This window comes from Saccharopolyspora sp. NPDC050389 (assembly GCF_040655595.1).
In the GTDB taxonomy this organism is placed as follows: Bacteria; Actinomycetota; Actinomycetes; order Mycobacteriales; family Pseudonocardiaceae; genus Saccharopolyspora.
Genome location: NZ_JBFAKG010000073.1, coordinates 15,672 through 41,440, shown reverse-complemented (window position 1 = coordinate 41,440; position 25,769 = coordinate 15,672). Strand labels below are relative to the sequence as shown.

At 71.0% G+C, this 25,769-nt stretch carries 22 protein-coding genes; 7 read left to right on the top strand and 15 right to left on the bottom strand.

Translation table 11 applies throughout. The features are described 5' to 3' along the window. The first annotated feature begins 76 nt into the window (after positions 1-76). Positions 77-1,237, top strand: coding sequence for an FAD-dependent monooxygenase (locus tag AB0I53_RS35580; protein ID WP_358612999.1), 1,161 nt, complete (start codon positions 77-79; stop codon positions 1,235-1,237). On the opposite strand, the gene AB0I53_RS35575 is transcribed toward AB0I53_RS35580, so the two are convergent. Further along, a complete protein-coding gene (locus AB0I53_RS35575) occupies positions 1,179-4,274 on the bottom strand; it encodes a BTAD domain-containing putative transcriptional regulator (RefSeq protein ID WP_358612997.1) in 3,096 nt (1,031 codons plus the stop codon). The two genes, AB0I53_RS35580 and AB0I53_RS35575, sit on opposite strands and share 59 nt — an antisense overlap. 84 nt (positions 4,275-4,358) lie before the next feature. On the opposite strand from AB0I53_RS35575, the gene AB0I53_RS35570 reads away from it, so the two are divergent. After that, complete coding sequence (locus tag AB0I53_RS35570) at positions 4,359-5,831, top strand: phosphatase PAP2 family protein (RefSeq protein WP_358612996.1); 1,473 nt, start codon at positions 4,359-4,361, stop codon at positions 5,829-5,831. A gap of 59 nt (positions 5,832-5,890) precedes the next feature. After that, complete coding sequence (locus tag AB0I53_RS35565; RefSeq protein ID WP_358612994.1) at positions 5,891-6,337, top strand: universal stress protein; 447 nt, start codon at positions 5,891-5,893, stop codon at positions 6,335-6,337. Positions 6,338-6,343: 6 nt separating this feature from the next. On the opposite strand, the gene AB0I53_RS35560 is transcribed toward AB0I53_RS35565, so the two are convergent. The 4 genes from AB0I53_RS35560 to AB0I53_RS35545 all read right to left on the bottom strand — a co-directional run bounded on the left by AB0I53_RS35560 (position 6,344) and on the right by AB0I53_RS35545 (position 11,485). Next, a complete protein-coding gene (locus tag AB0I53_RS35560; RefSeq protein ID WP_358612992.1) occupies positions 6,344-6,538 on the bottom strand; it encodes a hypothetical protein in 195 nt (64 codons plus the stop codon). A gap of 74 nt (positions 6,539-6,612) precedes the next feature. Continuing rightward, the gene (locus AB0I53_RS35555; RefSeq protein WP_358612991.1) at positions 6,613-6,756 is read right to left on the bottom strand and encodes a hypothetical protein; all 144 of its coding nucleotides are present in this window, start codon (positions 6,754-6,756) and stop codon (positions 6,613-6,615) included. A gap of 31 nt (positions 6,757-6,787) precedes the next feature. After that, a complete protein-coding gene (locus AB0I53_RS35550; RefSeq protein ID WP_358612989.1) occupies positions 6,788-8,764 on the bottom strand; it encodes a YhgE/Pip domain-containing protein in 1,977 nt (658 codons plus the stop codon). 18 nt (positions 8,765-8,782) lie between these two features. Further along, positions 8,783-11,485, bottom strand: a complete 2,703-nt coding sequence (locus AB0I53_RS35545) for an MMPL family transporter (protein WP_358612987.1) — start codon at positions 11,483-11,485, stop codon at positions 8,783-8,785. A 175-nt stretch (positions 11,486-11,660) separates the two neighbouring features. On the opposite strand from AB0I53_RS35545, the gene AB0I53_RS35540 reads away from it, so the two are divergent. After that, positions 11,661-12,362 (top strand): TetR family transcriptional regulator, encoded by a 702-nt coding sequence (locus tag AB0I53_RS35540; RefSeq protein ID WP_358612985.1) that lies wholly within the window; start codon positions 11,661-11,663, stop codon positions 12,360-12,362. 127 nt (positions 12,363-12,489) lie between these two features. On the opposite strand, the gene AB0I53_RS35535 is transcribed toward AB0I53_RS35540, so the two are convergent. Next, entirely contained in the window at positions 12,490-14,322 is a 1,833-nt protein-coding gene (locus AB0I53_RS35535) for a hypothetical protein (protein WP_358612983.1), read from the bottom strand. Beyond that, positions 14,312-15,064, bottom strand: a complete 753-nt coding sequence (locus AB0I53_RS35530; RefSeq protein ID WP_358612981.1) for a hypothetical protein — start codon at positions 15,062-15,064, stop codon at positions 14,312-14,314. The genes AB0I53_RS35535 and AB0I53_RS35530 overlap by 11 nt, the downstream gene beginning before the upstream one ends. A 203-nt stretch (positions 15,065-15,267) precedes the next feature. Here AB0I53_RS35530 and AB0I53_RS35525 point away from each other — a divergent pair, with 203 nt between their 5' ends. Continuing rightward, the gene (locus AB0I53_RS35525) at positions 15,268-16,251 is read left to right on the top strand and encodes a helix-turn-helix domain-containing protein (protein WP_358612979.1); all 984 of its coding nucleotides are present in this window, start codon (positions 15,268-15,270) and stop codon (positions 16,249-16,251) included. Positions 16,252-16,312: 61 nt separating this feature from the next. Here AB0I53_RS35525 and AB0I53_RS35520 read toward each other — a convergent pair whose 3' ends face one another. The 8 genes from AB0I53_RS35520 to AB0I53_RS35485 form a co-directional block, all read right to left on the bottom strand. Further along, positions 16,313-16,999 (bottom strand): GntR family transcriptional regulator, encoded by a 687-nt coding sequence (locus AB0I53_RS35520; RefSeq protein ID WP_358612977.1) that lies wholly within the window; start codon positions 16,997-16,999, stop codon positions 16,313-16,315. Between the two features lie 46 nt (positions 17,000-17,045). After that, positions 17,046-18,395 (bottom strand): amidase, encoded by a 1,350-nt coding sequence (locus AB0I53_RS35515; protein ID WP_358612975.1) that lies wholly within the window; start codon positions 18,393-18,395, stop codon positions 17,046-17,048. Between the two features lie 20 nt (positions 18,396-18,415). Continuing rightward, complete coding sequence (locus tag AB0I53_RS35510; protein ID WP_358612973.1) at positions 18,416-19,783, bottom strand: amidohydrolase family protein; 1,368 nt, start codon at positions 19,781-19,783, stop codon at positions 18,416-18,418. A gap of 33 nt (positions 19,784-19,816) precedes the next feature. Next, a complete protein-coding gene (locus AB0I53_RS35505) occupies positions 19,817-20,728 on the bottom strand; it encodes a polysaccharide deacetylase family protein (RefSeq protein WP_358612971.1) in 912 nt (303 codons plus the stop codon). Beyond that, positions 20,725-21,210 (bottom strand): nucleoside deaminase, encoded by a 486-nt coding sequence (locus AB0I53_RS35500; RefSeq protein WP_358612969.1) that lies wholly within the window; start codon positions 21,208-21,210, stop codon positions 20,725-20,727. Before AB0I53_RS35500 ends, AB0I53_RS35505 begins: the two co-directional genes overlap by 4 nt. Further along, positions 21,200-21,709 carry an MFS transporter gene (locus tag AB0I53_RS35495; protein ID WP_358613024.1) on the bottom strand — a complete coding sequence of 170 codons (510 nt, stop codon included), beginning with the start codon at positions 21,707-21,709 and terminating at the stop codon, positions 21,200-21,202. The genes AB0I53_RS35500 and AB0I53_RS35495 overlap by 11 nt, the downstream gene beginning before the upstream one ends. Next, positions 21,592-22,542, bottom strand: coding sequence for an MFS transporter (locus AB0I53_RS35490; protein ID WP_358612967.1), 951 nt, complete (start codon positions 22,540-22,542; stop codon positions 21,592-21,594). Before AB0I53_RS35490 ends, AB0I53_RS35495 begins: the two co-directional genes overlap by 118 nt. A 320-nt stretch (positions 22,543-22,862) precedes the next feature. After that, positions 22,863-23,843 (bottom strand): alpha/beta hydrolase, encoded by a 981-nt coding sequence (locus tag AB0I53_RS35485; protein WP_358612965.1) that lies wholly within the window; start codon positions 23,841-23,843, stop codon positions 22,863-22,865. Between the two features lie 27 nt (positions 23,844-23,870). Between AB0I53_RS35485 and AB0I53_RS35480 the strand changes: the two genes are divergently transcribed. Together AB0I53_RS35480 and AB0I53_RS35475 are read left to right on the top strand one after the other, a co-directional pair. After that, on the top strand, positions 23,871-24,149 hold the full coding sequence (locus AB0I53_RS35480) for a hypothetical protein (RefSeq protein WP_358612963.1): 279 nt from the start codon (positions 23,871-23,873) through the stop codon (positions 24,147-24,149). A 122-nt stretch (positions 24,150-24,271) separates the two neighbouring features. After that, positions 24,272-25,540 carry an amidohydrolase family protein gene (locus tag AB0I53_RS35475; protein WP_358612961.1) on the top strand — a complete coding sequence of 423 codons (1,269 nt, stop codon included), beginning with the start codon at positions 24,272-24,274 and terminating at the stop codon, positions 25,538-25,540. Positions 25,541-25,769: the final 229 nt, after the last annotated feature.

Here is a 25,769-nt window from a genome sequence, read left to right as displayed (position 1 = left end):
CGTCCGGTCAGCCAGCGGTCAGCGCCGCCCTCGAAGCTCTGCTCCGTCAACCACGAACACCGAGCTGGGAGCGACGATGCACAACGAGAACATCCTCATCTCCGGGGCGGGCATCGCCGGGCCGGCGCTGGTGCACTGGCTGCGCCGCTACGGTTTCCGGCCGACCATCGTCGAACGCGCCCCGGCGCTGCGCGAAGGCGGGCAGGCCGTCGACTTCCGCGGCACCGCGCACCTGACCGTCCTGCGCCGCATGGGCATCCTCGACGAGGTGCGCCGCCGGCAGACCGAGCGCACCAAGATGGTGGTGATCGACGCCGCCGGGCGCCCGCGGGTCTCGCTGCCCGCGGAGTTCGCCGGCGGCGAGGTCGAGATCCTGCGCGGCGACCTCGCCGCCATGCTCTACGACCTGACCCGCGACGACACCGAATACGTCTTCGGCGACTGGATCACCTCGCTGACCGAGACCGCCGACGGGGTGCGGGCGACGTTCAACCACGCGCAGCCGCGCACCTTCGACCTCGTCGTGGGCGCCGACGGCCTGCACTCCGGCGTGCGGGCGCTGTCCTTCGGTCCCGAAACCCGGTTCCGGCGGTTCCTGGGCCACTACGTCGCCGGGTTCGGCGTGCCCGACGAGCTGTGCACGCCGGGCGAGATCCGGATGTACAGCGAGCCGGGGCGGATGATCAGCCCGGGGCTGGTCGTGTTCGCCTCCCCCGAGCTGGACTACGACCGCAACGACTTCGCGCAGCAGAAGAAGCTGGTCGCCGACGCCTGCCACGGGATGGGCTGGCGGGCACCGGAGATCCTCGAGGCGATGTGGGCGGCACCCGACTTCTTCTTCGACCCGATCGCCCAGATCCACCTGGACCGCTTCAGCGCGGGCCGCATCGCGCTGCTCGGCGACGCCGGCTACGGCGCCACCCTCGGCGGGCTGGGCGCCGGTCAGGCGCTGGTCGCCGCCTACGTGCTGGCCGGTGAGCTGGCCGCGGCGGCGGGCGACCACCGGGCCGCGTTCGCCCGCTACGAGCAACAGATCAAGGACTTCGCGCGCGGGTGCCAGAAGATCGCGGGCAATGCCGGGCCGTTCATGGCGCCGGCCACGCCGGCGAAGATCCGGCAGCGCAACCTGATGTACCGGGTGCTGTCGCTGCCGGGTATGGCGAAGCCGATGAACAAGCTCACCACGAAGGCCGCGAATGCGATCCGCCTCGCCGACTACTCGCGGTTTCTTCGGTGAGCAGCGCGATCGCCTGCTCGTAGCCGAGTGCCGCGCCCTGGTCGAACGCCGCGCCGAACTCCTCGCCCGGGCCGCGGTCCGCGGCGCGGCCCCGGAGGACCGTCGCGATCCCCATCAGCTGCGCGGCACGCTCGCCGTCGCGGTTGAGCACCGCCAGCCCGGCGAGCCCCTCCACCGCCGTTGCCAGGACCGGCATCGTCCGGTTGGCCAGCGCCGCCGCGACGGCGGTGCGGTGGTGCTCCGCCGCCTGCGTCAGGTCGCCGTCGGCCTCGGCGAGGCGGCCCAGCGTGGTGTGCACGGTCGCACGGACGGTGGTGTTGGTCCAATCTCGCGCGCAGGCCTCCAATGCCTGGTCGCACCACTCGCGGGCCGTCGCGAACTCGCCGCGCAACCGGGCGATCTCGCCGAGGCCGAGCCGCGCCGCCGCAAGCACCGACGGGAGGCCGGTGGCGCGGGCCAGGACCATCGCCCGCTCGTAGTCGGCTTCCGCCGCCGCGCGCTCACCGGCGTTTAGCAGGCGGTCGGCCCGCCGGCAGCGGAGATCGGCCGAGTCTTCGCGAGCGCCGAGCTGGTCGACGAGGTCAAGCGCCTCATCGGTCAGCGACAGCGCTTCGGCCGACGCTCCGCGCGCGTCCGCGAGCATCGCCAGGCCGTCGAGCGCCTGCGCCATCCCCCACCTCTCGCCCAGCTCGCGGAACGTCGCGAGCGCCCCGGCGACCTCGCGTTCGGCCGCGGCCAGGTCGCCGTGCACCAGCCAGCGGGAGAAGCCGTCGCCGAACCTGATGATCGCCCGCACCCACGGGTCGGTGACCGCGCGGAGCTGCTCCTCCCCAGGATGGCGCGGCGCACCCCGTCCCGGTGGCCCGGCGAACACCGCCCAGGCCGACAGCACGAACGGCTGCCGCACCGGCGCGTCCAAGCCGCGCATGATCTCCTCCGCGTGCCGCACATGCCGCTCCAGCTGCGGTGCGGCGCCGGTGGACACAGCGTGCAGCACGCAGAGCACGTATTCCTCGGCCAGCTGCGGCGGCGGATCGGTGCCGATCAGCTCCAGCAGTTCCGCGACCACCGGGACGATGTCGCTGCGCACCCCGTGCAGGTACCAGTAGCCGGACAGCGCGCCGACCAGCCGCAGGGCCAGTTCCGGGTCGTTGCGGACGGCCCATTGCAGCGCCGCGGTCGTGTTGGCGTGCTCGCCGCGCAGCGTCTCCAGCCATTCGAGCTGCTCGCCGCGCCGCAGATGCGGGTCGGCGACGCGGGCCAGCGCCAGGAAGTATTCCGCGTGGGCGCGGGAAATCCGGGCGCGCTCCCCTGCTTCGTCGAGCCGCTCGGCGCCGAACGCCCGGATCGTGTCCAGCATCCGGTAGCGCCCGCGCCCGGTTAGCAGCGATTTGTCGACCAAACCGGCCAGCAGCTCGTCGGCGGCGTCCGGCGGGAGCCCGCAGACCTCGGCCGCGGACGTCGCGGTCGCGCCACCGGCGAACACCGTCAGACGGCGGGCCAGGCATTGCTCGTCCTCGTCGAGGAGATCCCAACTCCACTGCACGACCGCGCGCAGGCTCCGGTGCCTCGGGGCGGCGGCGCGATTCCCGCGTGACAGCAAGGAGAATCCGGTGTCGGAAAGCCGTGCGTCGATGTCGTCGAGCCGCAACGAACGCAGCCGGGCCGCGGCGAGCTCGATCGCCAGCGGCAACCCGTCCAGCGCGGCGCAGATGCGGATCACCGGGCCCGCGGTGTCCTCGGCGAGCCGGAACTCGGCGTCGACCGCCGTCGCGCGGTCGACGAACAGGCGCACCGCCGGGAACGCCAAGGCCTCGCCCGGCGCGGCTCCCGGTTCCGGGACCGGCAGCGGGCCCAGCGGGCACAGCGCTTCGCCGGTGATGCCCAGCGCCTCCCGGCTGGTCGCCAGGACCCGCAGGCCGGGACAGCCGCCCAACAACCGGTGCGCCAGGTCGACGACGTCGGCGACGAGGTGTTCGCAGTTGTCCAGGACCAGCAGCACGTCGCGGTCCGCGAGCGCTTCGAGCAGCCGCTGCACCGGCGCGATCGGCAGGGTTTCGCGCAAGCCGAGGGACGTCAGCACCGCTCGCGGCAGCTGGCTGCCGTCGCGCAGCTGGCTCAGGTCGGCGAACGCGACCTCGCCGGAATGCCGGGCGGCGGCCTCCAGCGCGATCCGGGTCTTGCCCGCACCGCCGGGCCCGAGCACGGTCACCAGCCTGGCCGATGCGAGCAGCCGGCCGATGCGGTCGAGTTCCGCGCCGCGCCCGACGAAGCCGGTCAGCGGCACCGGAACCCGCGGCGCTCGTGGTTCGTCGGCGCGCAACAGCGCGAGGTGCAGCTCCGCCAGTTCCGGCGAAGGATCGGCGCCGAGCTCGTCGGCGAGGACCTGCCGGACGGCGGCGAACTCCGCCAATGCCTCGGCGTTGCGGCCCTCCGCGTGCAGCGCGCGCATGAGCAGCCCGCGCAGCCGCTCGCGCAACGGATGCGCGTCCGCCTCGGCGCGCAGCTCCGCGACGTCGGTGCTGCCGAGCGCCAGCCGCGCTTCGGCCCGGTCCTCGATCGCGGTGAGCCGCGATTCGTCCAGCCGCGCGATCTGCTGCGCGGCGAACGGTTCCTCGACGACGTCCGCCAGGGCCGGGCCGCGCCAGAGCGCGAGGGCTTCGTCCAGCAGCGCCGCCCGCTCGCCGGGCGCGCCGGCCTGCCTCGCGGCTTCGGCGAGCCGGGCGAAGCGGTGCGCGTCGACCTCGTCCGGGTCGACCACCAGCCGGTATCCCGCTGGGTGGAACTCGACCGCCGCCGTCGAACCGGCATCCCGGAGCTTGCGGCGCAGCCGGGACACCTGCGCCTGCAGTGCGTTGCCCGCGTCGTTCGGCGGCTGCTGCCCGTAGAGGCCGTCGACCAGCCGTTCCGACGGGACGATCCGGCCCGCGTCGAGCAGCAGCAACGCCAGCAGGGCGCGCGTTCGCGGCGCGTCCACGCCCCGGGCAACCCCGTCCGGGCCGCGCATCTCGACCGAACCCAGGATGCCGAACAACACGCGAGGATTCTCGCTCACCTCGAATCGCAGCGATCGCGCGGGCGGTCATGGACAATCCGGGGCACCACACGCGAAGGCAGGGCGATGAAGAACGCTGATCACAAGTTCGTCCGGTGGTCCGCCACGCTTCCCCGGACGGCAGCGGATCCCGCGCTCAAGACGCTCACCACGCTCGCCGACCACAGCAAGCTGTGGTTCGCGGTCGCAGCGACCTTGGCGGCGAAGAAGGGCCCTACCCGGCGGGCGGCGTTGCGCGGCGTCGCGGCCATCGCCGCGTCGAGCGCCGTCACGAACGTTCTCGCCAAGCCGCTGCTGCCGCGCCGTCGCCCGGCCACCGATCTCCTGCCGAGGCACCGGCGCGTCGCGGCACCGCCGGACTCCCCGTCGTTCCCGTCCGGACACGCCGCCTCGGCAGCGGCGTTCACCACCGCGGTCTGCATGGAATCCCCCGCTGTCGGTGCGGTCATCGCCCCCGTCGCCGCGGCGGTCGCGTACTCCCGCGTCCACATCGGAGTGCACTGGCCGACCGACGTCGTCGTCGGAGCCGCCATCGGCGTCGGGGTCGGCCTGGCCACCCGGCGGTGGTGGCCGGTGCGCCCGACCGCGCCGGCTCTGGCGCGGCCGAGCGAGCACGTCGCCGAGATGACCGCGGGAAACGGCCTCGCGCTACTGATCAACACCGCCTCCGGCGACGCCGACCACGACCCGTCCGCCGAGCTGACCTCCCTGTGGCCAGCCGCCAAGCTCCTGCACCCGGATCCGCGAGGGGATCTGGTCGGCGAGCTCCACCGCGAACTCGACGCGGCAGGCGACGAGGTGCGTGCGCTGGCAGTCGCGGGCGGCGACGGCACGGTCGCCGCAGCGGCATCCGTGGCCGCCGTCCGCGAGCTCCCGCTCGCCGTCGTCCCCACCGGCACGCTGAACCACTTCGCCCGCGATCTCGGGGTAGAGGACCCGCAGGACACCGCGCGGGCGGTGGCGGCAGGTTCCGTGGTCCAGGTCGGCCTCGGCGCGGTGCGCGTCGACGGCCGACCGGTCCGGTGGTTCATCAACACCGCCAGCCTCGGCGGCTATCCCGACATGGTCCGGCTGCGCGAGAAGTGGGAGAAGCGCTGGGGAAAGTGGCCCGCGGCGGCCGCCGCGCTCGTCCGGGTCCTGTCCGAGGCCGAGCCGATCACGGTCCGCATCGACGGCGTGACCCGCAAGATCTGGCTGCTGTTCGTCGGCAACGGCGGCTACCAGCCGAAGGGCTTCGCGCCGGCGTGGCGCCCGCACCTGCACGACGGCGTGCTCGACATCCGCTACATCCGAGCCGACGTGTCCCTGTCCCGCATCCGGTTCGCATTCGCGGCGCTGTCCGGAGCGCTGTTCAACAGCCACACCTACGTCCAGGAGGAACGGGACGCGCTGCGCCTCGAAGTGCTCAGCGAGCCGCTGGCGCTCGCCTGCGACGGCGAGGTCCTGGCCACCGGGCACAGCTTCGACTTCGCCGTGCACAACACGGCCCTGCACGTCTACCGGCCCGAAGAAGCGCGCCAGGTGCCGGGAGCCCGCTGACCATGCGCGCTGCCCGCCCGCGTCACATCCTTGGTGCGGGCACAGCTGGGGAGGCCGTCATGAACAGCGAACACCAGTACGCGATCGTCGTCGGGGTGGACGGATCGTCGTCTTCGAAGGCCGCGCTGCGCTGGGCCGTCTGGCACGCGGGCTTGGTCGGCGGGAGCGTCACCGCGGTCATGGTCTGGGACATGCCGATGATCTACAACTGGGAACCGCCCGGTGACCAGGACTTCGCGCACCGGACGGCACAGGAGTTGAGGAGCGTCATCGACGAGACCGTCGGCGACGCGGCGGTGGAGGTGCACAAGGAGGTGGCGCAGGGCCATCCCGCGCGCGCCTTGCTGGCTGCCGCCGAGGAAACCTCGGCCGATGCGATCGTCGTCGGCAACCGCGGGCACGGCGGATTCACCGAGGCGCTGCTCGGCTCGGTCAGCCAGCACATCGTGCACCACGCCCGCTGCCCCGTGGTCGTGGTCCGGGAGCCCGCAAAGCGGACGACCTGACACACGCTATTCGGCCATGGCCGCCGCAGTGGTCGTCGCGGTGCGCTGGGCCCAGCGGCTGGTGGTGATCAGGCCGATGGCGCCGATGAGCAGGCCGCAGGCCGCCAGCAGCCACCACGCCAGGTGGCTGGCCGCGGCGACTCCGGCCTGCGCCATCGGCAGACCGGCGACCGCGGTGGCGGTGACCGGGACGTTGAGCATGCCGAACGCAACGCCGCCTTTTAATTGGGAACGCGCACCGCGAATAAACCATCGATCAACAATGCTGATTCAGATCACATCATGGCAACGGCGTCGCCGGTATGTGCGGAGACGCCGTAGGGATAATTCGCGTTGGGCCACTCTGCGGCAGTCTCGCGTACGAAGTAGGCATCCGAAAGACCATCCACTGCGAATACCGACGTCGTGATCAGCGCCATTCGGGGCAGCCCGAAATGATCGGCCCGGTGATCACGTCGTCCCGAGGTCGCCCCGCAGCGCGTGGTTCGGGCGCAGCCGGGTGGCGCGGACGGTGCGCCCGCGCTCGATGGCCAGGAAGGTGACCACGAGGCCGCTCAGCGCCCAGGCCACCAGCGCCGCGATCAGCCCGCCGCTCGGCGCGATCCCTTCCACGACCGCACGCAGCGCGTCCTGCGCGGGCGCGGTCGGCAGCACCCACGAAACCGCGCGCAGCGCCGCCGGTACCGCGGCGACGAATCCGCCGGCCAGCATCAGCAGGGCCACCAGCATCGCGCCGAACCGGCCGATTCCACCGAACGCCGCGAGCGCGTGGTTGACCGCGGTGAATGCCACCGCGGTCAGCACCAGCAGTGCGGCGCAGCCGAACCACTGCCCGACCGACAGGTCCTGCGCGACCCCGACCACCGCGGTCACGAGCAGCCCCTGCACCGCGGCGATGCCGGCGGGGAGGGCGAACTGCCGCGCCGTGAGCCGGAACGACGAGCGCGTCGAACCCAGCACCCGCTCAGGCAAGGGCCGCAGCACCAGGAACGTCGCCAGCGCACCGATCCACAGCGCCAGCACCGCGTACAGCGACGGCCCCGAGGAGCCGAAGCCGAGGCTCGTGCCGTTCGCGGTCGTGACGGGGTTCGCGACCGCCTGCGCGAGCTTGTCCCGGTCGCCGTCCGGATAGGTGGGCAACTGGTCCACGGCCTGGCCCAAGCCCGAGGACAGCTGCCCGGAGCCGTCGCCGAGCTGCCGGGCGCCGTCGGCGATCCCGCGCACCCCGCCGGCGAGCTGCTCGGCACCTCCGGCGAGCTGGTCGGCGCCGCCGCGGGTCTGCGAGAGCCCGTCCGCGAGCTTCGTCGCGCCGTCGTCGAGCTGGGCCGCGCCGCCGGCGAGCTGGGCCGCGCCGCCGGCGAGCTGGTCGATGCCCTGGGACAGCGCGGGAAGTCCGCCGCCGGATCCCTGCGCGCGCCCGGCGAGCGCGTCGAGGCCGCCGGCCACGCCTTGGCTCGCCTGCTGCACCTGCCCGGCCCCGTCGCTGAGCGCCCTCGCCGCCGCGGCCTGACCCGCGAGCTTCTGGCAACTCGGCAGCACGCCGACCGGGCATTCCTTGGCCGACTCCTCGAGGCTCTGCGCGAGGCCCTGCAAACCGGTGTTGAGCTGCTGCACGCCCTGCGCCTCCTGCGCCGAGACGTCGGCGAGGGTCGCGGCCTGCTGCGGAAGCTTCGCGGTCTGCTCGCGCATCGCGGCGAGCCCGTCGGACAAGCCGCCGGTGCCCTGGGCAAGTTGTGCCGCACCGTCGTCGAGCGCGCCGAGGCCGTTGGCGAGCGACCTCGAACCGTGCGCCAGCTGGTCGGCGCCGCTGGAGAGCTGGTCGGTCCCGCCGACGAGCTGCTTGGCGCCGTCGGCCAGCGACGTGGCGCCGTCCGCGGCTTCGCCGAGCTTGTCGCCCAGCGTGTTGAATCCGACGTAGACGTTGTCCAGATAGGTCGTGGTCAGCTGCTGCCCGAGCAGGTTCGCCGCGGTCGTGGTCACCACGCGGCTGATCGTCTCGTCCGCGAGGCGGCCGCGGTCGCCGGTGGTGACGTCGATCGTCGCCCGCTTGGCCTGCGCCGGGTCACCGGAGAAGGAGGTGGCGGCCGCGGAGAAGTTCTCCGGGATGGTCACGACGGCCACGTAGGTGCCGTCGCGCAGGCCTTCAGCCGCGGTCTGCTCGGTGGCGAACTCCCAGCTGTAGTTGCTCTCGATCTCGTCGCCGACGAGCTTGGCCGACAGCTGCCGCCCCAGCGGGGTGAGCTGCCCGTTGATCTCCACCGGCTCGTCGTTGTTGACGATGGCGGCCTTGACGCCGCTGAGCCGGTCCTCGGGTTTGCCCAGCGACCACGTCAGCAGCCCCGCGACGGCCAGCGGTACCAGCAGCAGGCCGACCACGGCCAGCAGCGGGAGCCGGAATCGGGACCGGCCGTTGTTCCACGAACGCACTGCGATTACCTCTGCTTTCTAGCGGATCGCGCCGGAGAGGGTGCGGGGCTGCTCGGCCACGCGGAGGTCGGAGGCGGTGGCCCACGGCGAAGCGGGCAGGACGTCGTCCACCTCGGCCAGGCCGGTGGTGCCGGCGACCACGGTGATGCCGCTTCCGGCGAGCAGGTCCCGGATCGCCCGCCGCTCGCCGGGATCGGAAACCCGGTCGGTGCGGTCGAGGACGAGCACGGCGGGTTTCTCGCGGAGCGCGAGCCGCACGGCTTCCGAACCGCCCTCGCCGGCGTCGACGTAGGCGACCTGCGAGCGCACCGCCGAGGCCCGCGCGGGCAGGACGTGGCCGAGCACCTTCAACTTGCCCGCGTCCGGCTTGAGCCGTCCGGACAGGGTCAGCAACAACGCCGTCACCGCCGATTCGGCACCGCCACGCACGACGTGCGCTCCTTGACGCGGCAGGAAGAAACCGACGCCGCCGTAGATCAGACGGCCCGAGGACGGGTCGGCCAGCCGCAGACCGTCGCAGGCGATCGCATCGTCGGCGCCGGGCCGCGGCCAGTCCGCGAGCGCCAGTTCCTCGCGGAGGTTCTCGCCTTCCACGTCGAAGGACGGCAGCACGCGGTTCAGCCGCCGCGGCATCCACCACGCCTTGTCGCCCATCAGCGCCAGCACGGCGGGAACCAGCGTCATGCGCACGATGAAGGCGTCGACGAACACGCCGACCGCGAGCCCGAGCGCGATGGGCTTGATGTTCGCGTCGCCCTCCGGGACGAACGCGATGAACACCGCGAACATGATCACCGCCGCGGCCGTCACGACCCGCGCCGAGGAAACGAAACCGGAGTTGATCGAGCCGCGCGCGTCGCGGGTGTGCACGAACTCCTCGCGCATGCGGGAAACCAGGAACACCTCGTAGTCCATGGCCAGTCCGAACAGGACACCCATCAGCACGATCGGCATGAAGCTGATGACCGGCCCGGTGTTCTCGACGTTGAACGCGCCGGCCAGCCAGCCGTCCTGGAACACCAGCTTCACCACGCCCAGCGAGGCGCCGATGCTCAGCAGGTAACCCAGCGTCGCCTTGACCGGCACCGCGATGGACCGGAACACCATCGTCAGCAGCACCAGCGAGAGCCCGACGACGACCACGCCGAACGGCAGCAGCGCCGAGCCCAGCTTGGCCGACACGTCGATGCCCACGGCGGTGAAGCCGGTGACGGCGATGTCGATGCCGTAGGTCTCCTGGAAGTGCCCGCGCAGCGACCGGATGTCGTCCACCAGCTGCTTGGTCTCCGGCGAATCCGGCTCGCCTTCCGGGATCACCTGCACGATCCCGGTGTCGGCGGTGGGGTTCGGGGTGGCCAGCGGCACGTCGGCCACGCCGGGCAGCCGCTCGATCTCCGCCTTGAGGTCGTCCATCAGGCCCAGCGGGTCGGTGCTGGTGACGATGTTGGCGGTCACGATCAGCGGGCCGTTGAAGCCCTTCGGGAAGTGCTCGTCGATCAGGTCGTAGGTCACGCGGGCGGGCTCGTCCTTCGGCAGCGCGCCGGCGTCGGGCAGCGCGAGCCGCAGCCCGGCCGCGGGCACCGTGGCGATGCCGAGCACCGCGATCACGGCGAGCACGGTGACGATCGGGAAGCGGGTCACCGCGCGCACCCAGCCGGAGAAGAACCGCTCGCCGAAAGCGGGTTTGGTGCGCCGCTTCCGGGAACGCGGGCGCAGCCGGTCGCCGGCGAAGCCCAGCAGCGCGGGCATCAGGGTGACCGACACCAGCACCGCGACGCCGACGCCGACGGCCGCCGCGACGCCCATCGTGGTCAGGAACGGGATGCCCGCGACGCCGAGCCCGACCAGCGCGATCATCACCGTCAGCCCGGCGAAGATCACTGCCGAACCCGCGGTCGCGTTGGCCCGCGCGGCGGCCTCCTGCGCCGACGCTCCCCCGGCGAGTTCCTGCTGGTGGCGCGACACGATGAACAACGCGTAGTCGATGCCGACCGCCAGGCCCAGCATCAGCGACAGCAGCGGCGTGGTCGCGGTGATCGGCCCGAACGCGGTCGCGATGAAGATCAGCGTCATGGAGATGCCGACGCCCAGCAGCGCGTTGATCAGCGGCATGCCGGCCGCGAGGAACGAACCGAGGGTGATCACCAGGACCGCGATCGCGATCACCAGGCCGAGCGCCTCGGTGATGGTCACGCCGGGGAGTTTCTGCGAGAACAGCTGGCCGCCGTAGGAGGCCTGCGATCCCGCCGGCAGGCGGTCCTGCAGCTCATGGGTGATCTGGACGATGCGGTCCTTGGCGGGCTCGCCGATCGCGAAGATCTCGCCGTCGAGCTGCACCATGATCAGCCCGGCCTTGCCGTTCTCGCTGATCGCCCCCCCGAATTCCGTCTGGTAGGGCGAGACGATCTGCGACTTCTGCGGCACGTCTTCGAGCTCGCCGACCGCCCGCTCCACCTCGCGCTGCACGGCCGGATCCCGCATGCCGCCCGGTGCCACCACCACGATCTGCGCGGAGGCGCCGCTGGTCTGCGGGAACGTCACCGACAGCCGGTCGAGCGCCTCCTGCGACTCGGTGCCGGGAATGCTGATGGAGTTGTCCAGGCCCTGGTTCAGCAGGCCCGCGGCACCACCTGCGACGGCCAGGACCAGCAGCCAGAGCGCCAGCACCGCCTTGCGGGCCGCGAACGCTCTGCGGCCGACGGAATAGAGGAAGGAGGACACGCAGACTCCTGTCGCCGGTCGGACCGGACGATGTTGATGTCACCGGACGAGAGCCGATACCGATCCGTATCGGATACGTCACGGTATCCGATACCGGGCCGTATCGACTACGATGAGATAGGTTCCGCGCGAGTGCGAAAGATCACGGAACCATCTGCGGGGAGGAAGAGTTCGCGTGAGCAAGACCAGGTCGGCCGCAGCGGCGGGCGGCGCAACCGAGCCCGGCACGCGGGAGACGGCCCGCCGGGCCAAGACCCGGGAACGGCTGATGGACGCCGCGTACCAGCAGTTCTGCGAGCACGGCATCAACGGCGTGTCCATCGAGGCGATCGCGGACGCGGCCGGGTTCACGCGCGGGGCGTTCCACTCCAACTTCGCCAGCAAGGAAGAGCTGTTCATGGCGCTGGCCGAGCGGGAGAACCGGCTGCGGCTGGAGGCGCTGCGGGAGCGGTTCGACGACGCGATCGCCCCGCTCGGCCGGACCGAGGGCAAGCCCGATCCGGAGCTGATCGAGAAAGCGATCGCGGACCTGCTGGCCTTCCTGCCGGAGGAACGGCAGTGGTGCGTGCTCAACAGCGAGTTCCGGCTGCTCGCGATGCGCGAACCGCAGATCGCACCGCGCTTCCTGGAGGCCACGCGGGCCTTCCAGCAGCAACTGGCCGACATGATCGACGCCGCGCTGGAATCGGTGGGACTGCGTTTCGCGATCGACTCGATGCACCTGACGCGGATGCTGCTCGCCCAGTTCGAGTCGGCGATGCAGGACGCGATCCTCTCCGGCGACGACGACCCGGTGCGCACCGTCCGGGACTACATCATGCTCACCCTGCCGCGCCTGGTGCACACGCTCGCCGAAGTCCGCGAACCCGCGAAGTGACCCTCCACCGAGCATGACTGTCCTAAGTGGAGGAACCAGTGAGCGCGGCGAAAGATCGCCCCTCGACGTCGAGGGGCGATCCCGCGTACGGTGCAACTCCGGGCAGCGGAGGCCCTGGGAGCACGGATCAACTGGCGACCTTCACCCGGCTCGACTTCTTGCTCTGCGCCTTGGTCTTCGGCGTCTTGGTGTCGGTGCGGGCGGTTTTCTCGGACCGCAACTTCTTCACCCGGCTCTGGACGCAGGTGTCGTAGCCGCCGCATTCCCGCTGCGCCTGCTGGTAGAGGGGGTCGTTGGCCGAGCGGCGGGCCTGCTTCGTGGTATCCGCGACAGCCCGGTCGTTGCTCTTCTTCTGCTCGCGCAGTCGCTTCGTCCGCTCGGTCACGCAGGTGTCGTAGCCACCGCACTCGCGCCGCGCCTGCTGGTAGCTCGGATCGGCATTCGACGTGCGCGCCTTCTTCGTAACGGGTGCGACGACCCGCGCCTTCCGTTCTTCCTCCTTCCGCAGCCTCTTCGTCCGGTCGGTCACGCACGTGTCGTAACCACCGCACTCCCTCCGCGCCTGCCGATAGCTCGGATCAGCGTTCGACTGGCGCGCCTTCTTCGTCGAATCCGCCACCTCGCGGGCGTTGCGATCCCGCAGTCGCTTCGTCCGCTCGGTCACGCAAGTGTCGTAGCCACCGCACTCCCGCCGCGCCTGCTGGTACAGCGGGTCGGCATTGGACCTGTCCGCGTTCTTCCTGGTCGTATCGAGCATCTTCTGGTGTTCCACCAGCTTCGGGCCGATATCCCGGGTGGTGCCCTGGGTGAACCCCTTGGACGTGTCGAAGGCGCGGCCGAAGGTCTCCAGGTGGTTGTTGTCCTTGATGTCGTTGTAGTCGTCGATGATGCGCTTGCGCAGTGCGGGATCCTGTATCGCCTTCCGCAGCGTTTCCTGGTGCTCCGCGGACACGTGGTCGGCGTACGCCTGCCCGAGCAGTTCGCCGTAGACCTGGCTCAGACCGGTGCCTCCGCCCCGGTAGCCGCGCGGCATCCGGATGGTGCCGAGCCGGGTACCGAGCCTGCCCAGACGGCCCTGCGTCCGCACCTTGCCGGTGCTCGGCCGCTCGGCGGTGGTCCCGTCGGTGCCACCGTTGTCGGGTTTCTTCGGCTTGGCACCGGTTCCTGTGGTGTCCCCGCCTTCGTCGTCGTCCCGACCGGCGGAGCGGGCCCGATCGCGGTCTTCCTGCACCTGCGCCAATTCCGCACGCGCCTCGTCGACTCGTTTCTTCGCCTGCTGACGGCCGTGCTCGGTCAGGCGGGGGCTCTTGGCCGCTCGTTCGAAATCCTTGAGCCGGTTGGTGAGGCGGTTGACCTCCTTGTCCCAGTCGAAGGGCTCCGCCGCCTTCTTCGCCTTCATGTACTCGCTGAAGACGCTGTTGTACCTGTTGCGCGCCTGCTCCAGCCGGCGGGCGGCCGTCGTCCTGGCCCTCGGCGTCTTGGCATCGGCCAACTGCTCCTGGCGCTTCGTGATGCGTTCCTCGGCTCCGTTGAGCCGTTTCTTGAGCCTTTCGGTGGTCTGCCCCGTCCGCCTGATGGCCTCGGCGACGTCGTCGGCCAGGTCCGGCACGTCGGCGATGGACACCGAGGTCTTCCCCACGCTCAGCCCCTTCTCCAGACGCCGGACCGCAACGCCGGCGATGACCTTCTCGCGGAAGCGCGGGTCGTTGGGATCCAGCGTGTCGGGGAAGCGGATTTCGTAGATGACGCCCTTGATCTTCTGGATCATCCTCCGGGTACCGCCTGGCTGTCCCTGGCCAGGGTTCGGCGTCGCGCTCACCGGCGGCGGTGCCGCCGAAGCGACCGCCGCCGGCCCGACCAGCGCCACCCCGGTCGCCATCGTCGCGCCCACCAGCACCTGGACACCCAGTTTGCGCAACCGCCGACGCGCCTCGTCCAGCTTGTCCTGATCAGTGCTCACCGGCCACCCCTGCCAAGGCGTAGCGCTCCACTCGCATCGGCGCGGGCTCGTAGTCGGCCACGCTCGACTCGATCAAGGCGTCCGGTTCGGCGCCCTCGCCCGAGGACTCGCCCCACACATCCGCCGGTCCGTCCTCGACACCCCGGCAGGTCGCCGCAGCGCATTCCCGCGACTCGTGCCGCGGCTCCGACACGACCAACGCGGTCACCGGTTCCTCGGGCACCGGCGCGGATTCCGGCTCGACCGGTACCGGTTGCGGAGTCGTCACGAGTTCCTCCGCCTCTTGGCCCTCCTCTACCGGCGACTCCAGCAGAACGACCGGGGGCGGTTCTGCGGCGTCGATGAGATCGGCCAACCCGTCGACCACCTCCGGCTCGGCTTCCCCGATCGCACCGGCCACCTCCGGCACGGTTTCCCCGATCGCAGCGTCCAACTGCGCGGGGATGTCGACGACCTCGATCTGCTCCGCCCGGGAGCGGAGCGGAACCGGCACCGCTTGCGAGAGCGGAACGCTCGCCGGTGCGGCTGGCTCCGGCGGGACGGGAACCAGGTCGGCGGGAACCTCGGTGAGCTCCGGCAGCAGCAGATCCGCCTCCGGGACGTATCCCTTCCGTTCGAGGTACTCGTCGATGAGACGGCCGAGATCCGCGGGGAGCACCGCGGCCGCCGGCTCCGGCGCCTCGCTCGCGATCACCCGGTTCCCGTACCCGACGGTCACCAGGCCGACCGCGAGCGCCCCCATCGTCACTCCTCCCGCGAACCCCGCGCAGACCCACGTTCCCCGGCTCCGCCGCCGGCGGCTCATTCGTCGAATCGGCATTGCGAACTCCCTCTCGATCGCCGTGGATGCACCACCGAGACAATCCGCTTGCCATCTGGGGAAACAAGGTTCCGGGTCGTCCGGGACAGTCCCGGACACCGGCCGGGACGCAATATGGTGGGCGCATGAACTCCGCTGGGGAGGAAGCTCCGGGGCCTCAAGACCGACCTGACCCGAAGAACATCGACGATGCCGTCGCATTCGTCGCCGCATTGCGGCGAATGCGCGTGCGGGCCGGCCTCAGCTTCCGCGCGCTGGAACGCCGCGCGGGGCGGGCCGGTGACGTGCTGCCGAGCTCGACCATCAACGCGGCGCTGTCCCGCGACAAGCTGCCCCGTGCCGATCTCGTCGCCGCGTTCGTACGAGCCTGCGGCGGCGACGAGCCGACCATCGAGACCTGGGTCGCGGCCCGCAACGACCTGGCCGCCAGGTCCGAGGGCTCACCCGAACCGGCAGCCGAGGCCGAGTTCGTGCCGAAGCCGACCGGTCGCGCCAAGTGGCGGCGGGCGGCCGTCATCGCGGTCGCAGCCGTCGCCGCGGGTGCCGCGATCATCGCGCTGAGCCTGACCTTCGGTCAGCCCGAATCCCATGAGCCCGTCGCCGCACAACGGCAGGCACCGCCCGCCACGCCAACGCCGCAGCTCGACGAGAAGGCGGCCGGCCCGCTCGCCTCGGTCCAGCGGATCCGCCTCGCGCACACCGGGCTGTGCCTGGGCGAAGGACCGGAGAAGTTCACCGCTTCCGGCCGCGACGTGCTCGGCCAGCACGACTGCGCGTCGGCCGGCCCCCCGGTCGGCGTCGAGGCGGACCCGGACGGGAGTTTTCGCCTGCTGCTGCACTCCCCGGAGAACGGGCCCGGTTGCGTGACCACCGATTACGGCGGTTCGGACGCAGAGGTGCTGCTCGCGGGGCACGAATGCGAGGACGGCCGCCCGGACCAGCGGTACACCTTCGAACCGGTCGGCTCCCCGGCCAACGGCTACCGGATCCACTCGGTGCCGGCTCCCAAGTGGTGCATCGGCGTCTTCCAGCACCGCACCGAGCCGGGCGTTCAGCTCATCCAGGACCGTTGCGACGGCAGCCTCGCCCAGATCTTCCTGGTGGAGTGAACGGCGGCGGAAGGTCTTGACCCGGGAAGTTCAGCGCATCGCGGGCAACCCCGGCCGGGAGCTAGGCCGAGCCCTCCTGCGCGTGCGCGGCGTCGTACTGCGTCAGGGCGTGGGCGCGGCTGGTCCGGATGTGTGCCAGTGCCAGCGCGGCGGCCCGGTCGGGATCGCGATCGGCCAGGGCCTCGACGAGGGCCGCGTGCTCCGCGGTTTGGCGTTCGTACTCCCGGCTCCGGCCGATCAGCACCCGCAGGCGGCCGGTGAGCGGTTCGAGCATGCCGTGCAGGAAGGGGTTTCCGGCCAGGTCCGTGACGGCGTCGTGGAAATCCGCGTTGATCTGCGTGACGTCGCTGTGGCGTTCCTTCGCCATCGCGGCCTTGGCACGCTCCAGCAGCCGCTCCAGGCGCCGCACGTCGCGCGGGGTCGCGCGTTCGGCGGCCAGCCGGAACACCAGGACTTCCAACGCTTCCCGGATGTCGAAGAGGTGCTCGATGTCGAGGCGGGTGAGCTCCGAAACGATGACGCCCCGTCGCGGCACGTTGTGGACCAGGCCTTCGGTCTCCAGCATGCGCAGCGCTTCGCGCACCGGAATCCGGGACACCCCGAACTCGTCGGCCAGTGCCTGCTCGACCATGCGGTCGCCCGGGCTGATCCGCCCATCCGCGATGCGTGCGCGCAGCTCGTCGCGAACCTGTTCGCGTAGCGGATAGTCCTGCGCGCCGATCACTCGGGGCGTCCGCGGCTTGGCCACTCTGCCGGCTCCTCTCCGTCCTGTTCAGACAATAGCGGCCCGGCTCTCAGCCGCCGTTGGCAACGGTTGTGGCCGGCAGCCCCGGACGCGCGGCCGGGCTCTCGACCATCGATGCCAGCCGCAGGACGGCCGGCTCGCAGTACCGGCGTCCCACGATCTGCACGCCCACGGGCAGTCCGAGCGGGCTCGTGCCGCAGTTGACGCTCGCCGCGGGATGACCGCTGAGGTTGAACGGCAGGGTGAGCCGGCAGTACTCCGGCAGCAGCCGCTCCGGATCCATCTCCGCCATCGGCACCGGCGGAAGCGCGAGCGTGGGAGTGCACAGCGCATCGAGATCGTGCTCGTCCATCGCGTCATCTATCGCGATTCGCACCCGCCGACGTTGCCCGCGGGCCCACTGCAGGTCCGCGTCGGCGACCTGCGCGCCGGCTTGCAAGGCGCGCAGGCTCGCCGGGTGGTACCGCTGCGGACACGCGTCCATCCACTCCTGGTGGAGCCGCGCGCTTTCCGACGACACGAGCAGCGTGTGCGCCCGGGGCGTTGCGCTCATTCCCGGGATGTCCATGGGAACGATTTCGGCACCACGCTCGGCCAGCGACTCGACGGCATGCCGCACCACCGCGGCGATGCCCTCCTCGATGCCATCGAAGAAGTACGCCGGGCAGCCGATCCGAGGGCGGACCTCCTTGGCCGGCCGGCCAGGACCGGGCCGATCGGCCAGGACGTCGTGCAGCAGCGCCGCGTCGGCCACCGATCTGGTCAGCCATCCGATGTGGTCCACGGAGGTGCCACCCGGGACCAAGCCATCCGCGTTCACCGCGCCGATCGTCGGCTTGAGTCCCACCACGCCGTTGATCGCCGCCGGCTTGCGGATGGAGCCGCCGCCGTCGGTCCCGATCGCGGCCAGGCTGGAGCCGACCGCCACCGACACCCCGCCGCCGGCCGTGGACCCGCCCGGATACCGGGAGAGATCCCAGGGATTCCGGGTCGGCGGCGCGTTCATGCCGATGCCGAACTCGTGGGTCCGGTGCTTGCCGACGATGATCGCGCCGGCGGCCCGCAGGCGGCGCACCACGGCCGCATCGGCGGCGGGCACGTTGCCCGTCAACACGGCCGATCCCGCCTCGGTCGGCATCTCCCGGGTCGCGATCAGATCCTTGATCCCGATCGGTATCCCGTGCAGCGGCCCCGAGTTCTGCCCCTCGGAGAGCCGCCTGTCGGCATCGCGCGCGGCCGACAGCGCCGCGTCGTAGTCGAGGTACGCGTACGCGTTCACGAGTGGTTCGGTCGCGCGGGCCCGGGCCAGAACCGCTGCCATCAGTTCGACGGCCGATATCCGGCCCGCGCGCAGCGCCGCAGCGGCATCGACGATGGTCAAATCGGCGAGCGAATCCACCGGCTCATCGCCTCCCGGCGTCAGCATTGGCCGCAGACCGCCCGGTCCGCGGGTTCCCAGCCCGCGACCGAGCGCCACAGGCTTTCGGCGCGTTCCTGGGCCGCTGCCATGACTTCCTTCGTGTCGACCGTGAGAACGGCGCGGTCGCGGACCAGGAACTCTCCGTTCACCATCACGCTGTGGATGTCGCTGGACTGGCCCGCGTAGACGAGGTTCGCCACCGGGTCGAGCAGCGGCGCCAGGTGCGGACGTTCGAGGTCCACGAACACCAGGTCGGCGATCTTGCCGGGCTCGATGGATCCGAGGTCGGCCTCCCGGCCGATGGCCCGCGCCCCCTGGATCGTGGCCATCTCGAGCACGTCCATCGCCTTGATGCCGGCAGGTCCGCCGTCGGCGACGCGGTTGACGCAGAGCGCGAACCGCATCGCCTCCACCATGTCGTGCACCATGTTGTCGGTCGCGAGCCCGACCACGGCGCCCAGCCTGCGCAGCTGCGCGGCGGGCGCGATCCAGCCGCTCTTGGCGTTCACCACCGGGATCTGGCAGACGTTGGTGCCCGAGGTCGCGAGGAGCTCGGCGTCGCCGTCCTCGAGGAAGGCGCAGTGACCGGCGATCAGCCCACGCCCCAGAAGTCCTAGGTCGTCGAGGTGCTGGACGGAGTTCCTGCCGGTGAGCCGCCGGACCTGCGCCACCTCTCCCGCGGTCTGGGCGAGGTGGATGAACATCCCGACGCCGCGTCCCTCGGCCAGTAGAGCGGCCTGCTCGAGCAGCCGTGGCGACGCCGTGTCCGGGCCGTGCGGGCCGACCTGGCAGGTGATGCGGCCCCCGTCGTAGCCGTGCCACTCCTCGATGAGCTGGGCGTTGGTCTCCAGCAGCCGCTTGCCCAGATCGGGGTCGTAGCTGTACTCGCCGCCGCGGACGGTGAACAGGTCCGCGTCGTGGACGCGTTCGCTGACGACGGCGCGGATTCCCAGCTCGGCGAGCGCCTTCACGTTGGACAGCGAGTGGATGTAGTTCTCCACGATCGTCGTCGAGCCGAACGCCAACGCCTGCAGGGCGCCGAGCCGGGAGAAGACGTAGGTGTCGTCCGGCCCGAGGATCACGCCCTGCGGGATGTCCTTGCGGTAGACGGGTGCCCCGCCCATGTCGTCACCGATCCCGCGGGTGACCGCGAGCGCGCAGTGGACGTGCAGGTTCACGAAACCGGGCAAGAGCATCTGCCCCCGGGCGTCGATGCGCTCGGCGTCCGGGTACGCCTGCTCCAGCACGGCGCGCTTGCCCACGTCGGCGATGCGGCCGTCGTCCGCGACGGCGACCGCGCCATCGCGGATGACGGAGCGCTCGGCGTCGACCGGGACGACTGTCGCACCACTGATCAGCTTGGTCATTTCTCGCACTTCCTCGTCCTTGAGCTCTCGCGTCTACTGTGGATCCGCGGCGGGTCCGTGATTCGCCCACCAGAACTCGGCGATGTCCTGCCTGCGCGCCCACCAGATCTCGCCCCGGTCCGTCGCTTCGCGGAGGAACTCCCGCAGCGCGTGGGCGCGCGCCGGCTGACCGATGATGCGCGGGTGCAGGCCGATCGACATCAGCTTCGGACGGGTGGCGCCTTCCTCCCACAGGTAGTCCAGCGAACGCCGGCAGTGGTCGAGGAACGCGTCGGGACCCGACAGGGTCTGCCCCGGCAGGAACCGGCCGTCGTTCAACGCGAAGGAGTACGGAACGACGAGGTGGTCCCGGCCGAGCACCGGCACGAAGTAAGGGAGTTCGTCGGCGAAGGAATCGCTGTCGTAGAGGAAGCCGCCCTCCTCGACGAGCAGTTCCCTGGTGTTCACCGACGCCGGTTGCCGGGAGTACCAGCCGCGCGGGCGCACACCGCAGGTCTCCGCGATGGATTCGATCGCCATGCGCAGCCGCTGCCGCTCGGTCTCACAGTCCAATGTGGACACGTTCTCCCAGCGGTAGCCGTGGCAGCACACGTCGTGGCCCGCCTCCTTGATCCAGGCCGCGACCTCGGCGTTCATCTCCAGCGCCGTGGCGCACGCCTGGAACGTGACCGGCAACCGCATCTCGTCGAACATCCGCTGGAGACGCCAGATCCCGGCACGCGCGCCGTACTCGAAGATCGTCTCGTTGCCCAGGTCGCGGACCGGGAGCGGCGGATAGTCGAACTCCTGGGGGATCTCGTTGCGCCCGTCGCCGTTGGCGTAGGAGTACTCCGAGCCCTCCTCGTAGTTGATCACGAGGCAGATCGCGACCCGGGCACCGTTCGGCCACCGGACCGGGAGTCCCTCGCGGCCGTAGCCGACGAGGTCACGGACTTGACCGGTCATCTGCGAACCTCCGCTCCAGGATCGGCCGGCCGGGCCGGCCCTCGGGTTATCAGGCACTCGTCGGCCAGCGGCCCTTGGCGCACCTGCAGTCTCGGGCCGCCGGCGGCGGACATGACGGCGAGCAGCTCGGGCCGGTAGTCGCCCCAGGCGCGGTCATCGGCGCGGCGCCGGCCTCCGACGACCACCGTCTCCAGCCTCATGAGCAGGCACGCGCCCAGGCACATCGGGCACGGCTCGAACGTCGTGAACATGGTGGCGGCAACGGAATTCGCGTCCGGCATCCGGCGAGCGAAGTCGCGCAGGGCCACGACCTCGGCGTGGGCCGTGGGATCGCCGGACGAGGTCGCCTCGTTGCCGCCGCGCCCGACGATCCGCTTGCCCGCGACCACTACCGCGCCGACGGCGAGGTCGCCGCGCCGACCGGCTGCCCGCGCCTCGATGAGCGCTTCCTCCATGAACAACAGCCGAGTATCAGGCTCCACGGTTCTCCGCCTCCCCGACAGTGCGCAGGTCGACGTGCGCCGTCTCCCGGGCGGCCAGGACGCAACCGACCATCAACGCGAGCAGCGCGGCGAGGTACACGGCCACCGGGATCCACGAGTCGAACCGCGCGATGAGGAACGCGCTGATGATCGGCGCCAGCGCCCCGCCGAAAACGCCCGCCAGCTGGAAACCGAGCCCCGCGCCCGTGTAGCGCACTCGGGTCGGGAACAGCTCGGGCACGTAGGCCGCCAGTGGTCCCCACATGGCGGCGATCAGCACGTTCCCCACGACCGGCGCCAAGATCATCAGGACGTTGGAGCCGCTGTGCAGGAAGGAGAAGAACGCGAACACCCACGCCGCGGAGCCGATCGCGCCGATGATCAGGACCGGTCGCCGGCCGATGCGGTCGGCGAGGTGGCCCCAAACCGGGATGGCGAGGGCCTGCGCCGCGGCGCCGAGCAGCACGGCGTTGAGCAGCACCTGCCGGGGCGCGCCCAGCTGAGTAGTGCCGTACACGAGGACGAAGATGTTGAACACGTAGAAGGTGACGTCGCTGCCGATGCGGGAGCGACCGCGATGGCCACCGTGCGCCAATGCCCGGTCACCACGACGAGAAGCGGTGCACGCGACTGCTCGCGCTGCCCGTCTGCCTCTTCGAAGATCGGCGACTCGTGCACCTGGACGCGGATCCACAGGCCGATGACCACGAGGATCCCGCTGGCCAGGAACGGCACTCGCCAGCCCCAGGCGAAGAACGCCTCGTCGGAGACCAGGAACGTGACGAGCGAGAAGACGCCGTTGGCGATGAGCAGGCCGACCGGGCTGGCGATCTGGACCAGCGCGCCGAAGAAGCCGCGCCGCCCGTCCTGGCTGCTCTCCCCCACCATCAGCGCCGCGCCGCCCCATTCGCCGCCGAGCCCGATGCCCTGGACGAAGCGGAGCACCACCAGCAGCACCGGCGCCCAGATCCCCACCTGACCGTAGGTGGGGACCACGCCGATGAGGGTCGTCGCCGTGCCCATGATCACCAATGTCGCGACCAGCACGGCCTTCCTGCCGCGTTTGTCGCCGAAGTGACCGAAGATCACGGCGCCCAGCGGCCGGGTCACGAAGGCCACGGAGTAGGTCGCCAGCGACAACAACGTCGCCGCGACGGGATTGCCCGCCGGGAAGAACAAGGCGGGGAACACCAGCGCCGCGGCGGAACCGTAGATGAAGTGGTCGTACCACTCCAACGTCGTGCCGGCGACGCTTGCCCCGATGACACGACGAAAGGAACCCCGCTGCCGAATCATCGCAGGTGCTTGTGACGTGTCCGAGGAAGAAGTCATGCTCACTCCAAGGAACGGGCGTTCTGCGACCCGGCGCAGAACGAATAGGCGGATACCTGGCGCGAGAACGAAGGACCGGCGCCGATGGCGATGCACCCTCCGGATCCCGGAGGTTCGGGGGTCCTGCGGTGAACTGGTACACCGGAATGAAAGGAAGATTTGGTATCCCGGATACTGGCAGCGGCCCGGGTCGCATGTCAACGTTTTCGTATCCCGGATACCGTCTGTTCACGGCGACACTCAGCCGGAAACATCGCGTTCACCAGTAGAAACAAAGCGAAATCCGTGCCGGATCCGCCGCCTTCTGTCACGTTCAAGTTCTATGCGGAAGAGCTCAAACCGCGCCGGATCGCGTCGACGGTTTCGGCGTTCTGGCGTCGGGATACGGCCGCGCTCGTGACGATCGCCGACCGGTGGAAGGTGCCCGGGAACAGGTGCAGCTCGACCGACACACCGCCGTGCAGCAGGCCGGACGCGTAGTACAAGCCCTCATCGCGCAGTGGGTCGTTCTCGTAAACCGACACATACGCCGGAGGGAGGCCGGAGAGATCACTAGCGCGAGCCGGTGCGGCGTAGGGAGGAACGGTCTCGCCGCAGCCCTCCAGGTAGTGCCGCCAGCTCAGCACCGCATCAGCCCGGTTCCACAGTGGAGTGTCAACGAACGCCCGCATCGAGGCGGTGTCCAGCCGGTCATCGACCTCGGGGGCATCAAGCAGCTGGAAGCACAGTGACAGCCCGCCGCGGTCCCGGACGAGCAGGGTGAGCGCGGCAGCGAGGCCGCCGCCGGCGCTCATCCCGTACACACCGATCCGATCGGCGTCGACGCCCAGCGCCCCGCTTTCGGAAGCGGTCCAGCGCAGCGCGGCCTCGCAGTCCTGCAGGGCGGCCGGATACGGATGCTCCGGCGCCAGCCGGTAGTCGACGGCCACGACGACCGCAGGCACCCGGGCGCACAAATCTACGGCTTGCGCGGTGACCGCATCCAGGCCGCCCATCACGAATCCACCGCCGTGCAGCAGGAGCAAAGCAGGCAGCGGGCCGGTGGCAGCGGGCGGCCTGCAGACCCTGACCTGCACGGAGCCGTCATCCGCACCAGGCACCGCGTGGTCGGTCATGACGACCTCGCCCGGCGCCACGTCCGCGGCCAACTGCCGCATCCGGGCGCGAGCCCCGGCGAGGTCCTGGATGTGCAAGTCGGGCAGCGCGGGCAGGGCCGCTGCCAGTTCGGGATCCAGGTACACGTTGGCCACCCCCTTGCCGACGTCACCGCATTGTCCGACCAGAGCAGCCGACCCGGCCACCGCTGCGCCTCGGCTCAGCGCTCGCCCGTGCGCACCGCACCCGCGCTCGCCGCGACCATCGAGGTGACCAACACCGACGAGTGGCTCATCGCGATAGCCGCGGGCCGGGCCGTGGGGATCTCGACGTCGGCCACCCCGAGCAACCACGCGCACCCGTCGCTGGTCTACCGCCCGCTCGCGGACGCGCCAACCGTTCCGGTCGTCCTCGCCTGGCGCGAGGGCCTGGGGCACCCGGCCATCCCGGACCTCCTGGCGCTCGCGCACGAGGTCCTCGCGGCCCGGCATTCCGGACACACCGCCCGCTAGGCCTCCGGGTATACCAAAAGCTAATCCGATCAAGCTGACGCGAAGCAAGTCGTGGGCGTTTCGAACCGGGCGACTCATTTGGTATACAGAACGCCCGAAGCTTGGACATCTAGGAGCTCGTGATGTGCCTCGACCCAACCCCGCCGCCGCCCAGCAGCGTCACCCGACGCGGGGTGCTCGCAGCAGCCGCTGTGCTGGCCGGAACCGCCGCCCTGACCACCGCGCCCCGCTCAGCCGAAGCCGCTCCGCGGCCCGCCCCGAACGGCGGCGACCTGGTCATCGAGGGCGGCACACTGCTCGATCCGGCGACCGGTGAGGTCATCGAGGACGGCGTCGTCGTGATCAGCGAGGGCATCGTCCGCGCGGCCGGTTCCCGCGACCGCGTCCAGGCACCCGCCGACGCCCCTCGCCTCGACGCGCGCGGCCACTGGGTCCTGCCCGGCCTGATCGACGCGCACATCCACCTCAACACCGCATCCGAGGCCGGCGACGCCGTCCGCAAGGGCGCCACCACCGCCCGCAGCGGTTCGACGAACTTCTACCAGGACATCGCCGTGCGCGAGCTGGCTTTCCAGGCGCCGCGGCAGGCTCCGCACCTGAAGGCCGCGGGCGTCTTCGTCACCCCGGATCTCGGCGACACCGTCCTCGCCGACCCCGACCTCACGCCGCTCGCCCGGCTCAAGGACGGCGTCCGCTCGCCGGAGGCGCTGCGACGCGTCGTCGAGGTGAACCTCGCCCGTGGCGCCGACGTGATCAAGACGCGGGTCAACGAGCGGGCCGGGCTGCCCGAGCAGGATCCGCAGACGCAGGTCTACTCCTACGAGCAGCTCGCCGAGGTGGTGGCCGCGGCCCGGAAGCGCGGCAAGGGCGTCCTGTGCCACAGCTACAGCGAGAAGGGCTGCCATGACGCGGTGACCGCGGGCATCCGTTCGCTGGAGCACGGCGTCTTCGTCGGCGAACGGACCCTGCACGAGATGCGCCGCAGGGACACCTACTTCACCCCGACGCTGACCGCGATGGCCGGTCTCGCCGAGTCCTCCAACCCGGTCCTGGCCGAACGCGGACGCACCTACCTGCCCATCCTCAAGGACGCCGTCCGCACCGCCCACGAGATGGGCGTGCCGCTCGCCGCCGGTACCGACTCCTCGGGCGGCGACGTCGACCCGATCGGCCGCGAGGTGCAGCTGATGCACGAAGCCGGCCTGCCCGCGCTCGACGCCATCCGGACCGCAACGACCTCCGCCGCCAGGCTCCTCGGCGTGGAGGGCGCTGCGGGCCGGCTCGCCGCCGGCTACCAGGGCAACGCCATCGTCGTCGCGGGCGACCCCCACCGCGACCTCTCCGTCCTCATGTCGCCGGTGCACGTCGTGCGCTCGGGCCTGGTCGTCTAGTCCTACGCGCCTTTCAGCGTGGCGGGCCGTGGTCGAATCCTCGGCCCGCCACGGCATTTCAGCAGAGCTCCGTCTCTTGTGGACGATTCCGGTGAGGGCCCGCACGTACCTGCCGGTCCGACGGTGGAGTCCGCGAGGCGGGAATCACGAGCGATCCACGGCGGGGCTTTGCTATAGTCGAGCCGTGCGATTCCACTACTTCCTCTGAGAGCGCCGACCTCGGCAGCGG